This window comes from Pantoea sp. JZ29 (genome assembly GCF_035190385.1).
Lineage (GTDB): Bacteria > Pseudomonadota > Gammaproteobacteria > Enterobacterales > Enterobacteriaceae > Pantoea > Pantoea stewartii.
The window spans coordinates 3,758,979-3,777,370 of the sequence record NZ_CP045241.1 but is presented as its reverse complement, the minus strand read 5'-3'; the positions used below and the strand labels follow the sequence as shown (position 1 = coordinate 3,777,370).

15 protein-coding genes and 2 pseudogenes are annotated in these 18,392 nt (G+C 51.7%); 9 read left to right on the top strand and 8 right to left on the bottom strand.

Annotation, left to right across the window (positions count from 1 at the left end; all coding sequences use genetic code 11):
• Positions 1-45: 45 nt before the first annotated feature.
• From kduI to GC090_RS17505, 5 genes and pseudogenes are all read right to left on the bottom strand, one after another.
• Entirely contained in the window at positions 46-882 is an 837-nt protein-coding gene (gene kduI, locus GC090_RS17525; protein WP_324020565.1) for a 5-dehydro-4-deoxy-D-glucuronate isomerase, read from the bottom strand.
• A 480-nt stretch (positions 883-1,362) separates the two neighbouring features.
• The gene (locus tag GC090_RS17520) at positions 1,363-1,905 is read right to left on the bottom strand and encodes a hypothetical protein (RefSeq protein WP_058708695.1); all 543 of its coding nucleotides are present in this window, start codon (positions 1,903-1,905) and stop codon (positions 1,363-1,365) included.
• A gap of 69 nt (positions 1,906-1,974) precedes the next feature.
• Positions 1,975-2,355, bottom strand: a pseudogene (locus GC090_RS17515) (hypothetical protein); the annotation flags it as partial.
• Between the two features lie 67 nt (positions 2,356-2,422).
• Positions 2,423-3,019 carry a hypothetical protein gene (locus GC090_RS17510; protein ID WP_110267892.1) on the bottom strand — a complete coding sequence of 199 codons (597 nt, stop codon included), beginning with the start codon at positions 3,017-3,019 and terminating at the stop codon, positions 2,423-2,425.
• A gap of 9 nt (positions 3,020-3,028) precedes the next feature.
• Positions 3,029-3,987: pseudogene (locus GC090_RS17505) on the bottom strand (hypothetical protein).
• A gap of 501 nt (positions 3,988-4,488) precedes the next feature.
• On the opposite strand from GC090_RS17505, the gene GC090_RS17500 reads away from it, so the two are divergent.
• The gene (locus GC090_RS17500; RefSeq protein ID WP_324020564.1) at positions 4,489-6,225 is read left to right on the top strand and encodes an ABC transporter permease; all 1,737 of its coding nucleotides are present in this window, start codon (positions 4,489-4,491) and stop codon (positions 6,223-6,225) included.
• A 10-nt stretch (positions 6,226-6,235) separates the two neighbouring features.
• Complete coding sequence (locus GC090_RS17495; protein WP_033740160.1) at positions 6,236-7,573, top strand: ABC transporter ATP-binding protein; 1,338 nt, start codon at positions 6,236-6,238, stop codon at positions 7,571-7,573.
• A 135-nt stretch (positions 7,574-7,708) separates the two neighbouring features.
• Here the strand turns inward: GC090_RS17495 and GC090_RS17490 are convergent, their stop codons facing one another.
• The gene (locus GC090_RS17490; RefSeq protein ID WP_033740161.1) at positions 7,709-8,962 is read right to left on the bottom strand and encodes an enolase C-terminal domain-like protein; all 1,254 of its coding nucleotides are present in this window, start codon (positions 8,960-8,962) and stop codon (positions 7,709-7,711) included.
• 325 nt (positions 8,963-9,287) lie between these two features.
• Between GC090_RS17490 and GC090_RS17485 the strand changes: the two genes are divergently transcribed.
• The 4 genes from GC090_RS17485 (at position 9,288) to GC090_RS17470 (ending at position 13,508) form a co-directional block, all read left to right on the top strand.
• Entirely contained in the window at positions 9,288-10,055 is a 768-nt protein-coding gene (locus tag GC090_RS17485; protein WP_039338810.1) for an SDR family oxidoreductase, read from the top strand.
• 42 nt (positions 10,056-10,097) lie between these two features.
• Positions 10,098-11,126 (top strand): L-idonate 5-dehydrogenase, encoded by a 1,029-nt coding sequence (gene idnD / locus GC090_RS17480; RefSeq protein ID WP_205957259.1) that lies wholly within the window; start codon positions 10,098-10,100, stop codon positions 11,124-11,126.
• Between the two features lie 141 nt (positions 11,127-11,267).
• Entirely contained in the window at positions 11,268-12,665 is a 1,398-nt protein-coding gene (locus tag GC090_RS17475; protein ID WP_033740166.1) for an MFS transporter, read from the top strand.
• 102 nt (positions 12,666-12,767) lie between these two features.
• A complete protein-coding gene (locus tag GC090_RS17470; protein WP_033740167.1) occupies positions 12,768-13,508 on the top strand; it encodes a FadR/GntR family transcriptional regulator in 741 nt (246 codons plus the stop codon).
• Positions 13,509-13,558: 50 nt separating this feature from the next.
• Here GC090_RS17470 and GC090_RS17465 read toward each other — a convergent pair whose 3' ends face one another.
• Positions 13,559-14,227 carry a YecA/YgfB family protein gene (locus tag GC090_RS17465; protein ID WP_039338808.1) on the bottom strand — a complete coding sequence of 223 codons (669 nt, stop codon included), beginning with the start codon at positions 14,225-14,227 and terminating at the stop codon, positions 13,559-13,561.
• A gap of 382 nt (positions 14,228-14,609) precedes the next feature.
• Here GC090_RS17465 and GC090_RS17460 point away from each other — a divergent pair, with 382 nt between their 5' ends.
• From GC090_RS17460 to GC090_RS17450, 3 genes are all read left to right on the top strand, one after another.
• Complete coding sequence (locus GC090_RS17460) at positions 14,610-15,776, top strand: serine hydrolase domain-containing protein (protein ID WP_054688186.1); 1,167 nt, start codon at positions 14,610-14,612, stop codon at positions 15,774-15,776.
• A gap of 131 nt (positions 15,777-15,907) precedes the next feature.
• The gene (locus tag GC090_RS17455) at positions 15,908-16,432 is read left to right on the top strand and encodes an RcnB family protein (protein WP_033740172.1); all 525 of its coding nucleotides are present in this window, start codon (positions 15,908-15,910) and stop codon (positions 16,430-16,432) included.
• Positions 16,433-16,584: 152 nt separating this feature from the next.
• Positions 16,585-17,292, top strand: coding sequence for a GNAT family N-acetyltransferase (locus GC090_RS17450; RefSeq protein ID WP_039338805.1), 708 nt, complete (start codon positions 16,585-16,587; stop codon positions 17,290-17,292).
• Positions 17,293-17,313: 21 nt separating this feature from the next.
• Here the strand turns inward: GC090_RS17450 and GC090_RS17445 are convergent, their stop codons facing one another.
• Entirely contained in the window at positions 17,314-18,177 is an 864-nt protein-coding gene (locus GC090_RS17445; protein WP_324020562.1) for a CCDC90 family protein, read from the bottom strand.
• Positions 18,178-18,392 lie beyond the last annotated feature (215 nt).

Genomic DNA, 18,392 nt, shown 5'->3' with positions numbered 1-18,392 from the left:
TTTCAGGCGTATCGCCTTGTGCTTACTGCATCATGCCGCCATGGGTTAGCGCAGATCGTTGACTGCGACGTGGTCCATGTCATCAAACACCTGATTTTCACCAACGGTGCCCCAGATAAAGCTGTAAGCACGCGTCCCCACACCTGAGTGAACAGACCAGTTGGGTGAGATCACCGCCTGTTCGTTATGGATCACGATATGACGCGTTTCCTGGGGTTCTCCCATCATATGGAACACGCAGGCGTCATCGGCTATAGCAAAGTAGAGGTAGACTTCCATGCGGCGCGCGTGGGTATGACAGGGCATAGTGTTCCAGAGATTGCCGGGTTCGAGCTGGGTCAGCCCCATGCTGAGCTGGCAGGTTTCCACTACCTCGGGGACAAGGTACTTGTGGATAGTTCGGCGATTGCTGGACAGCGGATCGCCCAGCGTGACCGAGGCCGCATCCGCTGCCGTGACTTTACGAATGGGTAAGGTTTTATGGGCTGGCGCGCAGTTAAAATAAAACTTTGCAGGCTGGTGTGGATCCAGACTGGCGTACACGACCGTTTTGCTGCCTTTGCCGATATACAGCGCCTCGCGATGACCAATCTCATAGTCGTCGCCATCCACGGTAACTTTACCGGGACCGCCAATATTAATCATGCCCAGTTCACGGCGTTCCAGGAAGTCACTGACGCCCAGTTGCTTCGCCACCTCATTGTTAATCGAGACAGCCCGTGTGACAGGCATAATCCCGCCGACAATAATGCGATCGATATGACTGTAAGTCAGGGTGTAATCGTCCGGGACAAAGATTGTCTCGATTAAGAACTCATCGCGAAGGCCTTGTGTATCCAGCGTGTTGGCGTGCGCGCTGTGAATGCTTTGTCTGATATCCACGTTTATCTCCCGTTAAATAGAATAGTAAATGCAATACGTAATAAATGGCTTATTGATTCCAGTTGCACGCATCCTATTCGGCACACCAATGACTTTCAATTAAAAATGAAACGTTGTTTTGATTTTTTATTTTAAAGGGTGAGGTATGTCTGATTTTTATGCGTGTCCGGGCTTGTATGAGCAACATTAATTACGAGTTCTGTTACAAAAAAAACGGGCCTGTTGCGATGAGTTGTATAAAACAGGCTTGAGAATTTCTGTCTGATGTAAAATGGGCATTATCGTTAAAAGCGTGTGCGAAAGGATTTAGTGGCTCAATTAAATAAAATAAATAACTTTCTTTATCTTCTACAAGGAAACGTCATTCAAACGATGTGGATGTGACAGTTTTGTCAGAACCGTCTGGATAATCGCTGTGGGAAATTCTGTAAGATGATAAAACCCATGGTTACCACGGGTTTTTATTGAGGTTTTAAAAGACTATTTTGAATGCGTTTTATTTCTGAGCTTGAGTTGCTTTCGCCAGACGCGGTTGTGCAAATAAAACGCATTACTTTTGAAAAAAAGATGACTGTTAAGGCACGATAACGCAACAAGAACAAATACCATGCCGATACAGGATGAAATTAAAGTAAAGGTTGTAACAGAACCGCCGAATAGCGCGGAAATTAGCGTTTTTAAGAAATAGATTGCCACTACCGCTAATGTGAAATATATGAGGTTAATGTATGTTTTTAGGGCGGTATGGTTTCCACGAGCGATTAATGTTAATGAGGGGAACATGACTAAGCAATAGATAAAACCAGTAACAATGACGCCTCCTGACAACGCTTTATCAGGCCATGCCATAAGAGAAAAAACAGTTTCCCATATAGAGGTTTGAGGGACAGTAAAAGCCAGAAGAGAGAGAACAAAACTGATCAGCAATGGGATGCCCATAGTATGCCATCCTATAGGCGAGACCATCAAATCCTTCATGTTATCTTTGAGCTGTTCGAGTTCATCGGCGTCATCCGTAGACATTTTTTCATTAACCATTTTACTAAGTTCAAGCGTTCTTTTAAGTTGCATTAGCATGATTTAATTAACTAATTAATTTACTGAAAAAGACTGAACGACGCCAGTCAAATACTTCCCGGACTGCGGGATAGTGTGAGGGTTCCTTATTGTACCTGTAAGCGCACTCCCCATAAACGCAGAGCTGTTAACAAACGCTGTGGCCAACTCCCGCTGAAGTGATTTTTGCAAGGCATCAGAAGGATATCGTTTAGGATAAATCCCTGCTTTTATAGCCGCTTTAATACCGCTGTTTGAGATGCCAGGATTTTGTTGCCGTATTGTTTCCTCAGTAATACGTCTGCGTTCAGCTCTACTTAGTGTTTTAAGCCAGTTAATCAGGTTTTCAGAAGACGTCGTTGCCTTCAGAACCTTATGCGTTTTATCAACGCTTTTTAAACCCGCTCCTGAACCAGATGATATCAAGTGCGGCGATTGTAGTGGTGCACCGACCTTATGAGCCGAACCAGGCCACTTTTTTAGTCTATTTAAAAGAGGTTGTTTTCCTTTTTAGTTCCAGTTGCTTTCGCCAGGCCCGATTATGAAGCATAAAAGCGCAGGACTTATAAAACATTTGACTGTTAAGGTACTTGAGAGCGGTCAGACTTAACGCAGTGCTTAATAATGCACCTGCAAAAGATAGCGAATAATTATTATTGCCACTCATTGATGAAACCATGGTGAGAAAGAGAAACACTAAAGCAGTCATTAATACCAAAAACAGGATGGAAATATAAGCTCTTAGTGCCAAATATATTCCGCGTGAAACCAGCATCATTGTTGTAAACAAGACCAGGGCATAGATAAATGCTGCGGCAATTATACCGATAAAGACAGCGTGTTTTTGCCACCCCATCAGGTCATAGATGAATAACCATAATGAAAACTGAGGCAGGGAGAAGCTGATCAACGTCAGCACCATACTGATGACTAAGGGGGCGCCAAAAGTATGTAATCCGATTGGCATACCCATTTTTTCTTTCATGTCATCTTTAATATGCTCCAGCTCATCAACGCCACTAATATTTATTTCTTTGTTCGTTTTTTCGCTGAGCTTGATTGTTTTATTAATGTATTTCATTTTGACAACTTATGTAGAGGGAAGTGACTGAATGACGCCGATGATATACTTCCCGGACTGGACAATGTTTTGTGGATTTTTTAACGTGCCTGTCAATGCGCTACCAGCAAACGCCGATGAATTCACCAGTGCAGACGTTAATTCACGCTGAAGAGATTTTTGTATAGCCTCGGCCGGATAACGTTTAGGGTACACACCTGCTTTCATGGCTGCCCTGATACCGCCATTTGAAATACCGGGGTTTTGCGCGCGGATGATTTCCTCTGTAATTCTTTTTCGCTCAGCGCGACTTAACGTTTTAAGCCAGTTGATGGCCTTTGCAGAAGAGGACGCTTTTATCACCTTATACGTTTCGATCGCGCTTTTTAGACCGGCACCCGCTCCGGCAAGCGATATAACATCCAGCGCGGTCGTTGTTGCAACATACCATGACTGTGAATCAATCCACGCGACATAGTCTTCCTGACCTTCGTAGATAGCATATAATCGTGCGCTACCGATGGCGCACTGCATACCTGTCGCTAAACCCCCTGCGATAATCATGCCTGCTACAATACCCGATGCTCCTGCTGTCAAAGGTACGGCAACGGCATAACCTATCGCAAGAAATCCCGTAATAATTAAGCACCACATGAAAATATTGTCGATATCATCTCGCCAGCCAGCGAAGGCTTACTAAGTGTTTCCGTCAGCGCCTTAATGGCAACCTGAGGATTTATAGCATTGACCTTCGTTATTACTACATGGCTAACACGACTTTTGCTGGCTTGAGCGTCATAACGCGAAGGCCGGACCAGCCATTGCTGTGGGCCGTCAGAATAGATGATACCGACCTGGCTAAAGTCCCGCAGGCAATCCAGACGATTCGCCAGTGCGTTAAAATCAATGTCATCAGCTGACACCAGCCCCATCCGTCGGCCCACGCCGTAATCCGGAAGAGAATTTGAATACGGTTGTGGTAAGGCCATTCGATCACTCCCTGATAATGAAAGGCAGGTTAGTGCCGTTAAAGAGTAAAGCGCAGCGAAAGGTGAGAGATTAAGAACAGTCTTAATAATCGATTCGTTAAGTAAATGGATTATCAAGACAGAGATGGCTTGCTGCCAGAACCTGTCGCATGCGCCTGTACAAAAAATATTAAAAAGGTTTATATTTTAAACCCTCAGTCTCAGCAACCACTGGCATCAAAAAACAGAGCAAACTGTGATTATGTCGTGGGTTTTACGCGCCGAGGATGCCTTTGTCGCGTAAGGCATGGGCGTAAATTGTTGGGGCCTTTGCCACATCATTCAGTCTGTTTGTATTAAGAAAAGGACAGCATTGCGCGTGCCAGCAAAAACCGGGACTGGGCTTTCATAAAAAATTAATAAAAACCCCGCTATCAGGTGAGCATACGTTTAATAATCCTGACTGATAATCCCTCACCTGAAATACTTCAGTCGCTCCGTGATGAAAAGAAGAGAGGGCTCATGAACTTCCGATTCACCATGCTGGCGGCTAACAGACGGTTGCTGCCAAACGTCTGGGATGCCGTGGCATTTCCCCTGATTATTTGCCTGATTGCAATGGTGGCGGTGGGCTTTCATCAAACGCTGATGCCGATTGACAGCCTGAAAACCCAGGCCATCTCCCTTGATCCGACTAATCTGCCGGAATATGCCATGCGCACCACGCTGCGGATGTTGGTGGCGATGCTGGCTTCACTGGTGTTCAGCCTGATCTACGGCACGCTGGCGGCCAAAAGTCGCCGGGCAGAAAAGGTGTTAGTGCCCATTCTGGATATCCTGCAGTCCGTGCCGGTGCTGGGTTATATCTCTTTTACCGTGACCTTTTTTATTGCCCTGTTTCCCGGGCAGGTGCTGGGTGTAGAACTGGCGGCGATATTTGCCCTGTTTACCAGTCAGGCCTGGAACATGACCTTTAGCTTTTACCAGTCGCTACGTACCGTACCGGCCGATTTGGTGGAAGTCTCACGTGGCTTTCATCTGACCGGCTGGCAACGTTTCTGGAAGCTGGATGCGCCTTTCGCCGTGCCGGGACTGGTGTGGAATATGATGATGTCGATGTCGGGGGGCTGGTTCTTTATTGTCGCCTCAGAGGCGATCACGGTGGGTAACAACACCTTTACCTTACCGGGCGTGGGCGGCTATCTGGCACAGGCGATTCTGCATAAAGATATCCATGCGGTGGGCTGGGTACTGCTTACGATGGTGATCGTGATTCTGGCTTACGATCAACTGTTGTTCAGGCCGCTGGTGGCCTGGGCGGATAAGTTCCGCATGGAAAACACACGTTCGGGGAGTGCGCCGACCTCATGGGTGCGTGATCTGATGCGCCGTACGCACCTGATTCACCAGATCTTTACGCCGCTGCGCCTGCTGCTGTCTGCGCTGGCGCGTATCTCGTGGCGCTGGCCTGCCTCCAGGTCGGTCCGGGCCGAAAGCAGCACGGAATCCCGCTCGCGTCTGGGTGACTTTATCTGGGGCGCCTTCGTCATTTTACTGACCCTGTATGTGGTCTGGCGGGTTATTACCTATGTGCAAATCGGTGTCACGCTGGCGGACGTGAAACACGTCTTCGGCCTGGGGCTGATTACGCTTCTGCGCGTCACCGTGTTGATTCTAATTTCATCGCTGATTTGGGTGCCGCTGGGCGTGATGATTGGCCTGCGTCCTGCACTGGCCGGAAAAATTCAGCCGGTTGCCCAGTTCCTGGCGGCGTTCCCGGCCAACCTGATGTTTCCGGTGTTCGTCATTATGATTGTGCACTTCAGGCTGAATCCGGATATCTGGCTGTCTCCGCTTATTGTGCTTGGTACGCAGTGGTACATCCTGTTTAACGTCGTGGCGGGCACCACCGCCTTTCCCAATGATTACAAAGAGGCTGCCGCAAACTTTCATATTCGCGGCTGGCAGTGGTGGCGTCAGGTGATGCTGCCCGGCATTTTCCCCTACTACATTACCGGTGCCATTACCGCTTCCGGCGGAGCCTGGAACGCCAGCATCGTGTCCGAATTTGTACAATGGGGAAATACGCAGGTCACCGCCCACGGCCTGGGGGCGTATATCGCGCAAACCACGGCCGCTGGGGACTTCCCGAGGATTATTCTTGGTATCGCCGTGATGTCGTTGTTTGTCACCTTGTTCAACCGTCTGCTGTGGCGGCCGCTGTACGTCTACGCTGAATCAAAATTCCGTGCTAATTAAGGGACCCGAGATGTTAAACAATCAACCCACACACCATGCAGACGTGTCGACCAAAAAAACGGACGGTCGCCAGGCGGTCCTGACGGTAAAAGACATTAAGCACGGTTACGATAAAGCGCACGGTGAAGTGCTGATTCTGGATGACGTCAATCTGACTCTGCAGGAAGGCGAGATAGTGGGGCTGCTGGGCCGTTCTGGTTCGGGAAAATCGACACTGCTGCGCATTATTTCTGGTCTGATTACGCCCGGCTCGGGTTCCGTTGACTACCTGGGCGCACCGCTGAACGGCCCCGCCAAAGGCGTGGCGATGGTGTTCCAGACCTTTGCGCTGTTTCCCTGGTTAACGGTGCTACAGAACGTAGAAGCCGGGCTTGAAGCGCTGGGCGTGGAAAAAGCGGAACGCAGAAAGCGTGCGCTGGCGGCCATTGACCTTATCGGCCTGGACGGTTTCGAAAACGCCTATCCGCGTGAATTATCGGGCGGCATGCGTCAGCGTGTGGGCTTTGCACGCGCTCTGGTCGTCGATCCCACCTTATTGTTAATGGATGAGCCGTTTTCCGCGCTGGATGTGTTAACCGCCGAAACGCTGCGTACCGATTTACTCGATCTGTGGAATGAGGGACAGATGCCGATGAAATCGGTGCTTATCGTCACCCACAATATCGAAGAAGCCGTCTTTATGTGTGACCGCATTCTGGTGCTGTCCTCTAACCCCGGGCGCGTAGTGGCAGAAATCAAAGTGCCCTTTGGCCATCCGCGTAACCGGTTGGATCCGGCTTTTCGTCGGCTGGTCGATGATGTTTATACCCAAATGACCGCACGGCCTACCAGCGATAATGTGAAAAAGAGCCTCAGACTGGGAACGCGGCTGCCGCATGTGTCAACCAACCTGATGGCCGGGTTGATCGAAACCCTGGCAGCAGCACCGTACCACGGCCGCGCCGACATGCCAGAGGTGGCCCGTTCGCTACATCTGGAAGTCGATGAACTGTTCCCGATAGCCGAAGTGCTTCAGTCGCTGGGCTTTGCGGACGTGCGGGAAGGGGACATCTTCCTGACGCCGCCCGCCCGGGTGTTTGCCGAGTCAGACACGCAGCAGCGTAAGGTGATGTTTGCCGATCATCTGCTGCGTTACGTGCCGCTGGCCGCCCTGATCAAAACGGTACTGGATGAGCGTCCGGGACATCGTGCACCGCGCGTGCGTTTTGAACAGGAACTGGAAGATTCGCTTTCCGACAGTGCGGCTAAAGAGACGCTGGATAGTGTGATTAACTGGGGCCGTTATGCGGAGATCTTCTCTTATAACGACCAGACCGAGTACTTTAGCCTGGAAGACGTCGAATTCTGATTGGGGTGGATGAACCGGGAGCGACTCGGGGGCACTGACCCGGCCCCTGGTCAGAACGCGAGCTCGTTTCGTTTACAGGACCGGGAAGAATAAAGCAAAGGCACCCTGTTGCGCCTTTGCTTCCCGTTAACGGATTCAGGGACGCCAGACCGTGCCATCGGGCGTACGGGCCATCGTCCAGGTGGGGTTACCGCCTTCGCAGGGGAATTTCGCCGCCAGCGTTTCATTAATGTCGATACCCAATCCCGGCCTGTCATTAACGTACGCATAGCCTTGCTCGACGTCCGGGCAGCCGGGAAACACTTCACGCAGAGCATCGTTCATCGGCGTGTATTCCTGAACGCCAAAATTTGGTGAGCTCAGGTCCAGATGCATATTCGCACACACGCCGACCGGTGAAATATCGCCGGGGCTGTGCCAGGCCGTGCGGACACCGTTTAATTCACTGTAAACAGCAATTTTCTTCGCCGGCGTAATTCCGCCAATGGAACTGATATGGCAGCGAATATAGTCAATCAGCTTATTGTCGATCAGCGGCTTCCATTCGTTCACATTCACGAACAGCTCGCCCATTGAGATCGGCGTAGAGGACTGCTGGCGCAGCATCTTCAGCCACTCCGTGTTCTCTGGCGCAACCGGATCTTCCAGGAAAAACAGCTGGTACGGCTCCAGGGCTTTAGCCATATGAATGGCGTTAATCGGCGTAATGCGCTCATGCGCATCGTGCAGAAGCTCAACGCCAAAACCCAGCTTGTTGCGCAGATGATCAAACAGGCGTGGAATGCTTTTCGCATAGGCTTCCGGATCAAAGTACATGCCCGCTGTTTTGCTGCGCGGTGAACGCTTAGGCTGGATATTTTTCGCTTTGACCATGCGGTTTGCGATGAGCCTGAGATCGTCAGTACCGGCACCGCCATACATGCCCATCTGGCAGCGGATATACTGATAACCTTCCTCCATTTTTGCCCGGGCACTGTCTTCCACTTCGACTTCGTCTGCGCCATCGGTGTGCACATAGAGTGCAATGCCATCGCGACACTTGCCGCCCAGCAGTTCATAAACCGGCAATCCGGCCAGTTTGCCTTTAATGTCCCACAGCGCCATATCGACACCGGACAGGGCGTTATTCATGACCGGACCATTGCGCCAGTAGCCACTGACGGCGGCAGACTGCCAGATATCTTCGATTCTTGCCGGATCCTTGCCCGTCAGAAATGGCGCCAGGTAATCATCAATGGCGCTTTGTACCGCATAGATGCGTTGGGTAAAGGTGGCGCAGCCAAGGCCATACAGGCCCGGCTCGTTGGTTTCGATTTTAACCACGACCAGATCGATGCCGCCGGGCGCAGTCAGAATGGTTTTAACATTCGTGATGGACAGATTACTCACAATCGCTCCTCTTTTATCAGGCCACTTACCGCCACCGTCGTGCTCGTTGCTGCTCATGGCTAACAGGTATGTTGTCATACAACATGACTGTTTTATCACAAAGCCGGGTCGTTGCCCTTATTAGCTTTCGATTCTGTGATGGGGATCTAATGACTGAACTTTATGCACGTGGTTAAGATTTATTTTCTTAAAATACAGCATCCTAATCAATTTCAGAGTGAGGGCTTTGTGATAGACGCCTCATAACGCATCATTATGTATTGATTTAATCTGCGCGTAAATTCACCTTAATAAGATAGTTGTCATACATATTTAAGGGTGGAATATGACTGCACTGTTCGATCTGACCGGGAAAACGGCGTTAATCACCGGTTCATCTCGTGGGCTGGGTTATGCCTATGCTGAAGCCCTGGCGGCGGCCGGGGCACAGGTGATTTTGAACGGCACGCGTAAAGCGGGGCTGGATGAGGCGGTTGAACAACTCGTGGCGAAAGGCTATCACGCCACGGGGCGGGTATTCGATGTGACAGATGAAGGCGAAATTGAACAGGCATTTGCCGCGCTGGATGAGCAGGCGATTGCGGTGGATATCCTTATCAATAATGCCGGTATTCAGTACCGTAAACCGATGCTGGAACTGGCGCTTGAACAGTGGCAAAAAGTCATTGATACCAACCTGACCAGCGCCTTCCTGGTTTCACGCGCGGCGGCAAAGCGCATGATCGCCCGTCACCAGGGCGGGAAAATCATCAATGTCGGTTCGTTAACCAGTCAGGCCGCGCGCCCGACGGTTGCCCCTTATACGGCGGCCAAGGGCGGAATCAAGATGTTGACCTGCTCAATGGCGGCCGAATGGGCGCAGTTTAATATCCAGACCAACGCGATTGGGCCGGGTTATATCTTAACCGACATGAACCGTGCGCTGGTGGACGACGCCCGGTTTGATAGCTGGGTGAAAAGCAGCAATCCCTCTCAACGTTGGGGCCGGCCAGACGAAGTGGCCGGTACCGCCGTTTTCCTCGCTTCGCGCGCGTCAGATTATATCAACGGGCAGATGATTTACGTTGATGGCGGCTGGCTGGCCGTGTTGTGAGCCTTATTGACCTGCAAAGGGGAACCCATCGTGCATAGCTTAATGACCCAGGCCTGTGTGGCAAAGGGTAAAAAAGACATTGTGGTAGAAGAGCGCGAGCTGCATTACGCAGAAGATGACGTCGTGATAAAAGTGGAGTGCGGCGGCATTTGCGGATCCGATATTCATTATTATCACGAAGGGCGGGCCGGGTTATCCGTCATTCAGCATCCTTTTATTATCGGACATGAATTTGTGGGGCGGATTTATCATGCGCCGGAATCTTCTGCCCTCAAACCCGGACAGAAAGTGGCGGTTAACCCGTCGCAGCCCTGCGGGCGATGTGAATATTGTCAGGCCGGGAAACAAAATGCCTGCCCAACCATGCGCTTCATGGGCAGTGCGCAGTTCACGCCGCATGTGGAAGGCGGGTTTGCACAGTATGTCGTGGTGTCCGCGCAGCAGTGTGTGCCTTACGACGAGCAGGTTCCGGCCAGCGTGATGGCGGTTGCCGAACCCACCGCAGTCGTCATTCATGCGCTTAATGTGGCAGGCAGTATCGTGGGCAAAAAGGTGCTGGTAATGGGCGTAGGCCCCATAGGCGCGTTAGCCATTGCCGCAGCAAAAGCATCGGGCGCAGCGGAAATTGTGGCCTGTGATCTCAGCGAGCGGTGTCGTCGTATTGCGTGTGAAATGGGTGCCGATGTCGCCGTGGACGCGGCCGATACGGCGGCCATGGCCCGCTATTGTGAACACCGGGGCTACTTTGACGTCACACTGGAGGCCAGCGGGGCAGAGGCAGCCATCAGCACCAGTATCCTGGCGACGCGGCCAGGTGGCACGGTGGTTCAAATTGGCATGGGAAAAAGCCCGCTTCATTTTCCTGTCGCGCAGATGCTGGTAAAAGAAATTAGCTGGAAAGGTTCCTTTCGTTTTATTGATGAATTTGCGGTTGCAGTGAAATGGCTGGAAAAAGGCATTATCGATCCGCGACCGATTCTGTCCGGTCAGTATGCGCATCAGGATATTGAAGTGGCTTTGCAGGCCGCCAGTGATAAAACGCAGCATTCAAAAGTGTTAGTCGTCTTTTAAGTTCATTCACAACAACGCTGTTATTCAGCGTGCAAATAACTTTAATGATCAGGGCGAGTGAAATGCTCTCACGTCTCGCGTGGACTGCGCTCGCCTGTCTTTTATTCACCTGTCAACGCCGGGTTGGCCTCGGGGTAAAACATGAGTCATTCACATACGCGTACAAAAGAACGTAATACGTCTGATCTTGTCAGGGCCTCTGTTTCAGGATGGTTGGGTACCACGCTGGAGTTTATGGATTTCCAGTTATATTCCCTCGGTGCGGCTCTGGTTTTTCATGAAGTCTTTTTTCCCGGGCAATCAGGCGCAATGGCGTTAATTCTGGCCATGGGCACCTACGGCGCAGGTTATATCGCGCGTATTGTGGGCGCCGTCTTTTTTGGCAAAATGGGCGACCGCGTGGGCCGAAAAAAAGTGCTGTTTATGACCATCGCATTAATGGGCATATGCACCACATTAATTGGTGTGTTACCGACCTATCAGCAGGTCGGTATTCTGGCGCCTTTATTGCTGGTCGCGTTGCGCGTAATACAGGGATTAGGGGCAGGGGCAGAAATCGCCGGGGCCAGTACGATGCTGGCGGAATATGCGCCCAAAGGGAAAAAAGGCCTTATCGCTTCCCTGGTTGCCATGGGCACTAACTGCGGCACCTTGAGTGCCACCGCTATCTGGGCCGTCATGTTCTTGTTTTTCACTAACGAAGAGGTCGTCGCCTGGGCATGGCGTATTCCTTTTCTGGCCAGTTTTGTTGTGATGGGGTTTGCGCTCTGGCTGCGCTTTAATTTGAAAGAAAGCCCGGTGTTTGAAAATGTGGCAGCATCCGCAACCGTTACGCTCCGGTCGAAGGAAAGTCAGTCCATTTTTCAGTTAATTCAGGGGAAAGCGTTCTGGATAGCAACCGGCCTGCGGTTTGGCCAGGCCGGAAATTCGGGGATTATTCAGACCTTCCTCGCAGGCTATATGGTGCAAACGCTGTTATTTAATAAAGCGATTCCCACCGATGCCATCATGGTCAGTTCCGTGATTGGTTTTCTGACGATTCCCCTGCTCGGCTGGCTCTCAGACAGGGTCGGGCGGCGCATTCCTTATCGCATACTGACCGTCGGCTCGATCCTCCTGGCCTACCCGATGATTTCACTGATCGTCGACAAGTCCCAGGCTGTCAGCACCATTATGGTGTGCCTGATCGTGATTCATAACATCGCGGTGCTGGGCCAGGCCGCTATTGAAGGGATCACCATGGCAGAGATGTTTGGTTCGCAAAACCGCTTCGCACAAATGGCGATTTCAAAAGAAATTGGCGGGTTGTTTGCCACCGGATTAGGTCCCCTGCTGGCGGGGATATTTTGCCAACTTACCGGCTCCTGGCACCCGATTGCGGTGATGTTAATCTGTTATTCCTGCATCGGTCTGCTGGCGTCACTGATCATGCCTGAGGTGGCCGATCGCGATCTGACCGCAGAAGCCGATGCGGTGGAGGCACAGTCTGCCATCAGTCAGCACAGGGTGTCCGCGCTCAGCCCGCGTCGCGGCGAATAATGACCTGTTTTCGAACGGCGTGCTTTACGGTGTCAACACAGGACTTTGTCTGAAAGGATGAGATAGAATGGCATCATGTAGGACATCATATGAGAAGGTGTTGTGAGCATAAAATCCATTCAGAAACAGAACGTTGTTAACGAAGTGTTCGAGCAAATCAAGGCCCGGCTACTGGACGGTAGCTGGCCCGCTGGCGCTCGCTTGCCTTCTGAAGCGGAGCTGACACACTCTTTCAATGTCAGCCGGGTGAGTGTGCGCAGTGCGGTGCAGCGGTTGCGTGATCTTGGCATTATCATCACCCGTCAGGGCAGCGGCAGCTATGTGTGCGAAGATTTCACGCCGCAGATGCTGAACAGCAGTGCCAGACCGCTGATGCACCTGAGTCGGGAAGCGTTTAATGACATGATGGTGTTTCGTCAGACCGTCGAGTTTAAATGTGTCGAGCTGGCAGTTGAACACGCGACGGAAGACGACATTACCCTGCTTGAGCAGGCCCTGAATAACATGCTCATCAACAAAGGGGATTACAAGAAATACTCGGAGGCCGATTATGAATTTCATCTGGCGATTATCCGGGCTTCCCATAACAGCGTGTTTTACAACGTGATGAAGTCAATTAAGGACATTTACTACTATTACCTGGAAGAGCTGAATCGCTCGCTGGGTATCACCCTTGAGAGCGTGGAAGCGCATATTAAGGTGTTTATGGCGATTAAAAACCGCGATGCGTCTTCGGCAGTGCAGGTGCTGAATGACGCGATGAAGCACAACGTGGTGGCTATCGACAGGATTAAGAACGGCGAAGGTCTGTCACCTGCGCAGCCCGTTCCCGCGCCGCGTTAATGTCATGTACCTGTAACAGTGAATAGGGCCGGTTACCGGCCCCGAGTGGCTTAGTGCAGACAGCACTGCTTGTATTTTTTACCGCTGCCACACGGGCAGGGATCGTTGCGACCAGGCTGCTTTGCTGCCGTGACAGGCTGTTGAACCTGAGGAATCGCCTCAGGCTGCGCAATCCAGTAATCGTGCAGCGCAAGAGCGGCAGGACGTATGGCATCCATGCTGCTTTCCATCTCTTCCGGCGTTAACGCATCGACTTTTTCGAGGTTTTCTTCCTTGCCATGCAGCGCGATGACGTCCAGTGATTCGTGCAGTTCGGCAGGCAGCGCAGACCAGTCCGTCAGCGCTACGCCGCGCATATAGCCATAGCACCACTCTTCCACCACGGTGAATTCCAGACCTTCCATTTCACGCACGCCAAACAGCGGCTCAAATTGCTCCGGAAACTCGGACAGGCGGTCAGCGATATCATTCATATGCTGAAAGCAGAGCTCCATAAAGCGCGTCATTTCGCGCTCATTGCTCCATTTAGGGATATGCTTTTCGCCGCCCCAGAGCGCAACCAGCCAGCGGCTGGGTTCAACCGTTGTCGGGCCTGACAGTACGGCGGTGAGCAGGCCATCCAGTTCGGACACATCAAGAATAGATGCTTCGCTACCGTATTTTTCCAGCATATCATCAAGCCACTGCAGCTCTTTCTCGCTTAATGGACCTTCTTTCATGGTTCTCTCCGGGCGTTTCTGGTTCAGCAGAAAATTGACTGCGTGTAAAAGCGCGCAGTGTACACGCTTATGCATCTGATGGCAGCGCCATCAGATGCACAACGCAATAAGGAACACGACAGAGGCATTCTCTCTGTCGCTATGTTACTCTCCCGGCCCCGCAAGGCCTGATGCCAGAGGGAACGACAGGCGGAACGCCGCCTGGCAACCGGATAAAGATTTAGCTGACTGTGCCGATATAAGCACAGCGGTATCATCTTGCAGGATCGCGATGAAGCTTTTCGTCAGCGCCCTGATACGACAATAAGACGGGCGCGAGGACGTGACCAGAAAAAAGACGCTCATCCGGACGTTATCCGGCCTGCTGACCGGATGCTGCGGTATGTTGACACGGTTCGGCATAGTGACGATCGGTGCGGTAGGGTTAACCGCCTGCGGCACACTGTCGCAAACGTCCGCCCCCACGGGCGACAGGCTTTATCTGACTCACAGCGCCTTCCACGATAATCTGGATGACCTGGTGCGCCATTACATGCAGCGCAAACAGGTCTCCGGCATCAGCATTGCCATTATCCACAAAAACGCGCCCACGTTGTTCTACAGCGCCGGCGTGACGGACGATGTCCATCGTTATCCAATTACGCCTGATACCTTGTTTGCGCTGGGCTCCTTGAGTAAAGGCGTAACCGCAGAGGTGATCACGCAACAAGTCGATGAGGGGCAACTGCGCTGGGAAGATACGCTGGCAACCCTGCTACCCGCAACAGTGGCATTGAGCCCGGATGCCCGTCGTATCACGCTGTTACAACTGGTGACGCACACGTCAGGATTGCCGCGCCAGGACATGGACCTGGCGATGTTTATGCAGTTCATGACTTATCTTCGCACGGGGCAGAATTTTTACGGCAATCTCGACGATGACCGGGTGCTCAGCTATCTGGCCGACTTTAGGGCACCCCGTCACCGCGTTCCTCAGTATTCAAATCTGGGTTATGCGCTGTTGGGCTATATCTTACGCACCCGATGCCACAGTGATATTGACAGCCTGGCCCGTCAGCGAATTTTTCGTCCACTGGGAATGACGCAAACGAGTTTTGTGCCTGAGCGCCTTAGCGGTTTCCCCATGCGGGCGCTGGGCCATGCTGGCGATCAGCCAAAGTTTATTCCGCGCGGCGATATTACGCCGGACTGGCGCTTCAGACGTAATATGATGGCTGCAGGCAGTCTGTACAGCAATGCCCGCGATCTCAGCGTCTATCTGCGGGCACATTTGACGCCCGGTCCGTATCCTGAAATCAATCGCGCGTTCGCCGGGGTGAATAAACGCGTATACCAACAGGGCAACCAGACGCAGAATATCGCCTGGGTAACGGACCGGCTGGAAGGGCGAAACATCACTTATCAGGTAGGCTATATTGGTGGTTATTCGGCATTTATCGGTTTTGACAGAGAGGCTGGCAATGCGATTGTGGTGCTGCAAAACGCGTTTAACTGGAGTAACTACCTGGGTATCACATTGCTGCTTAACCTGGCAGAAAAAGACAGGTAAGGTGTAAGCAGGAGCCTGAATACGTTGCGATTCCTTACACTTACCTTTATGAGTGATGGAACGGTAATCCTGTTCAGATTGTCTTCAGAGTGGTCTACTGTTATTAAAATCAATTCAATGTGGAAATTATTATGCGCAGGACTCAAATTGCTTTAATTTCAGCGGGTTTACTGTTCGGCTCGCTGAGCCTTATCCCTGCTGTTCAGGCCGCAGGCGAAACCACCGACAACGTGCCGCCGCCGCCGCAGGTTCAACCTGCTGCGCCTGCCAGCCCGTCTGGCGAGTCGAATGTACAGCCAGGCAGTAATGCGGCTCAACCCGAAACGGCACCCGTTCAGTCCCAGGCACCTGCGAGTTCTGACTCAAACGACGGTATTACGCCAACCACGCCATCGCATGCGGAGGGTAATCCCGGTAAGCCGAACTACGATCTCAGCACCATCATCATCGATTACAAAGAGCATAAAATCGGTGATACCGTGCCAGATAAATACCGCAGCAAGACCTATACCATCACGGAGTGGCAGAAACGTAACCTGCCTGCGCCTCAGCCCGGTACGCACTGGGCTTATATCAATGCCAATTACATCCTGATCACCGATGACACCGGTAAGATCGTCATGGGTAAATCAGGCGATATCTTCTTCCGCGGATAACCCCGTCGCCGGACGTCGGCACAACGCAACCGGAGAATGTGAAATAACGGCCTCGTCACGGGGCCGTTTTTTTTCGTTTTATCAGAGTAAGACTTCTCAACCTCTGCGTAACGTGGCAACGTGTTTTGATTAACCGAAACGCAGGAGGCACGATGGCACAGCACCTCAATCAGTATGGTCAACCGGTAGGGCAATCAATGCCCGACTGGCAGTCACGCCCTTTACCACAACGCGAGATTTTTCAGGGACAGGTCTGTCGGCTTGAACCCTTTAGCGTTGCTGCGCATGGGGCGGCACTCTGGCAGGCCTGGTCACTGGCGGAAGATGGTCGTGACTGGACTTACCTTTCAGATGGCCCTTTTGATGATGAGGCCGCATGGTTAGCTCATGCCAGAACCATGGAGGCGAGTCGGGATCCGCTGCATTTCAGTGTGGTTGATCGAAAAACCGACAGGGCTGTGGGGACGCTATCGCTGATGCGTATTGACGCGGCGAATGGTGTGATGGAGGTGGGATTCGTCACCTTCTCCCGCTTACTTCGGCAGACAAGAATGGCGACAGAGGCACATTTTCTGCTAATGCGTTACGCCTTTGAACAGCTTGGCTACCGACGTTATGAATGGAAATGCGACAGCTGCAATCTGCCTTCTCGCCGGGCCGCGTTACGTCTGGGGTTCCAGTTTGAAGGGGATTTTCGCCAGGCCCGCATCTATAAAGGTCGCACGCGCGATACCAGTTGGTTTTCGATCATTGACAGCGAATGGCCGCAGGTGAAAGCGGGTTTTGAACGCTGGCTGGCAGAGACCAACTTCACCCGTGAAGGCCAGCAACGAGAAAAGCTGGAAACGCTTCGGGGCTGAGATCTGCCCCTGCCTGGTCGTTCAGACAAGCATGTATTTCATGGCCGCCATAAGCAGAGTGGTGGTCATGACCATAAGCAGACGTTTAACCCAGCACATATCGTTTTTTAACCCGCCGACATCCGTCCTGATTTCATCCACATCGGTTCTCAGCGTACTGACATCCATAGTCAGCCTGTTCACATCGGTTTTCAGGCTATTAACGTCTGTTCTCAGCACGCTGACATCACTCTTCAGGCTGTCAACGTCCGTTCTCAGTACGCTGACATCACTCTTCAGGCTGTCGACGTCCGTTCTCAGTACGCTGACATCACTCTTCAGGGTGTCGACGTCCGTTCTCAGTACGCTGACATCACTCTTCAGGCTGTCAACGTCTGTTCTCAGCACGCTGACATCACTCTTCAGGCTGTCAACGTCCGTTCTCAGCACGCTGACATCACTCTTCAGGGTGTCGACGTCCGTTCTCAGTACGCTGACATCACTCTTCAGGGTGTCGAAGTCCGTTCTCAGTATGCTGACATCACTCTTCAGGCTATCGAAGTCCGTTCTCAGTATGCTGACATCACTCTTCAGGCTATCGAAGTCCGTTCTCAGTATGCTGACATCACTCTTCAGGCTACCGAAGTCGGTTCTTAACACGCTGACATCACTCTTCAGGCTACCGAAGTCCGTTCTCAACACGCTGAGATCGGTCTCCATATTCTCAGACTGCTTACTCAGCCTGAGAATATGCTGGTTATGACGCGTAAAAGCCTGCATGACATCAGCGCGCGAGAGTGCGTTGTCCTGCTGTATCTGCGCAAAAATATCGACCATCACTTCGGCCTGACGGTCATTGATGCCTGCCCGTTGCAGACGTTTAAACGCTTTATGTGTATTCATCATTGCGGTCGCCATTCATGCCTCTTCCCGTTTCATCACACCGTGATGGCATCATGACAGGCAAGCCGAAACAGTCACAGTACAGAGGCAATATCTTGCGGATTAAATCCAAAAATATCAATTAGTTAAACAGGTAATAATCATTTTTTTGCGTGGCGCTTCGCAAAAAGATGAGCGCTTTGCTGCTGCCGACATCGCCATTTCAATGCCGGCAGCCA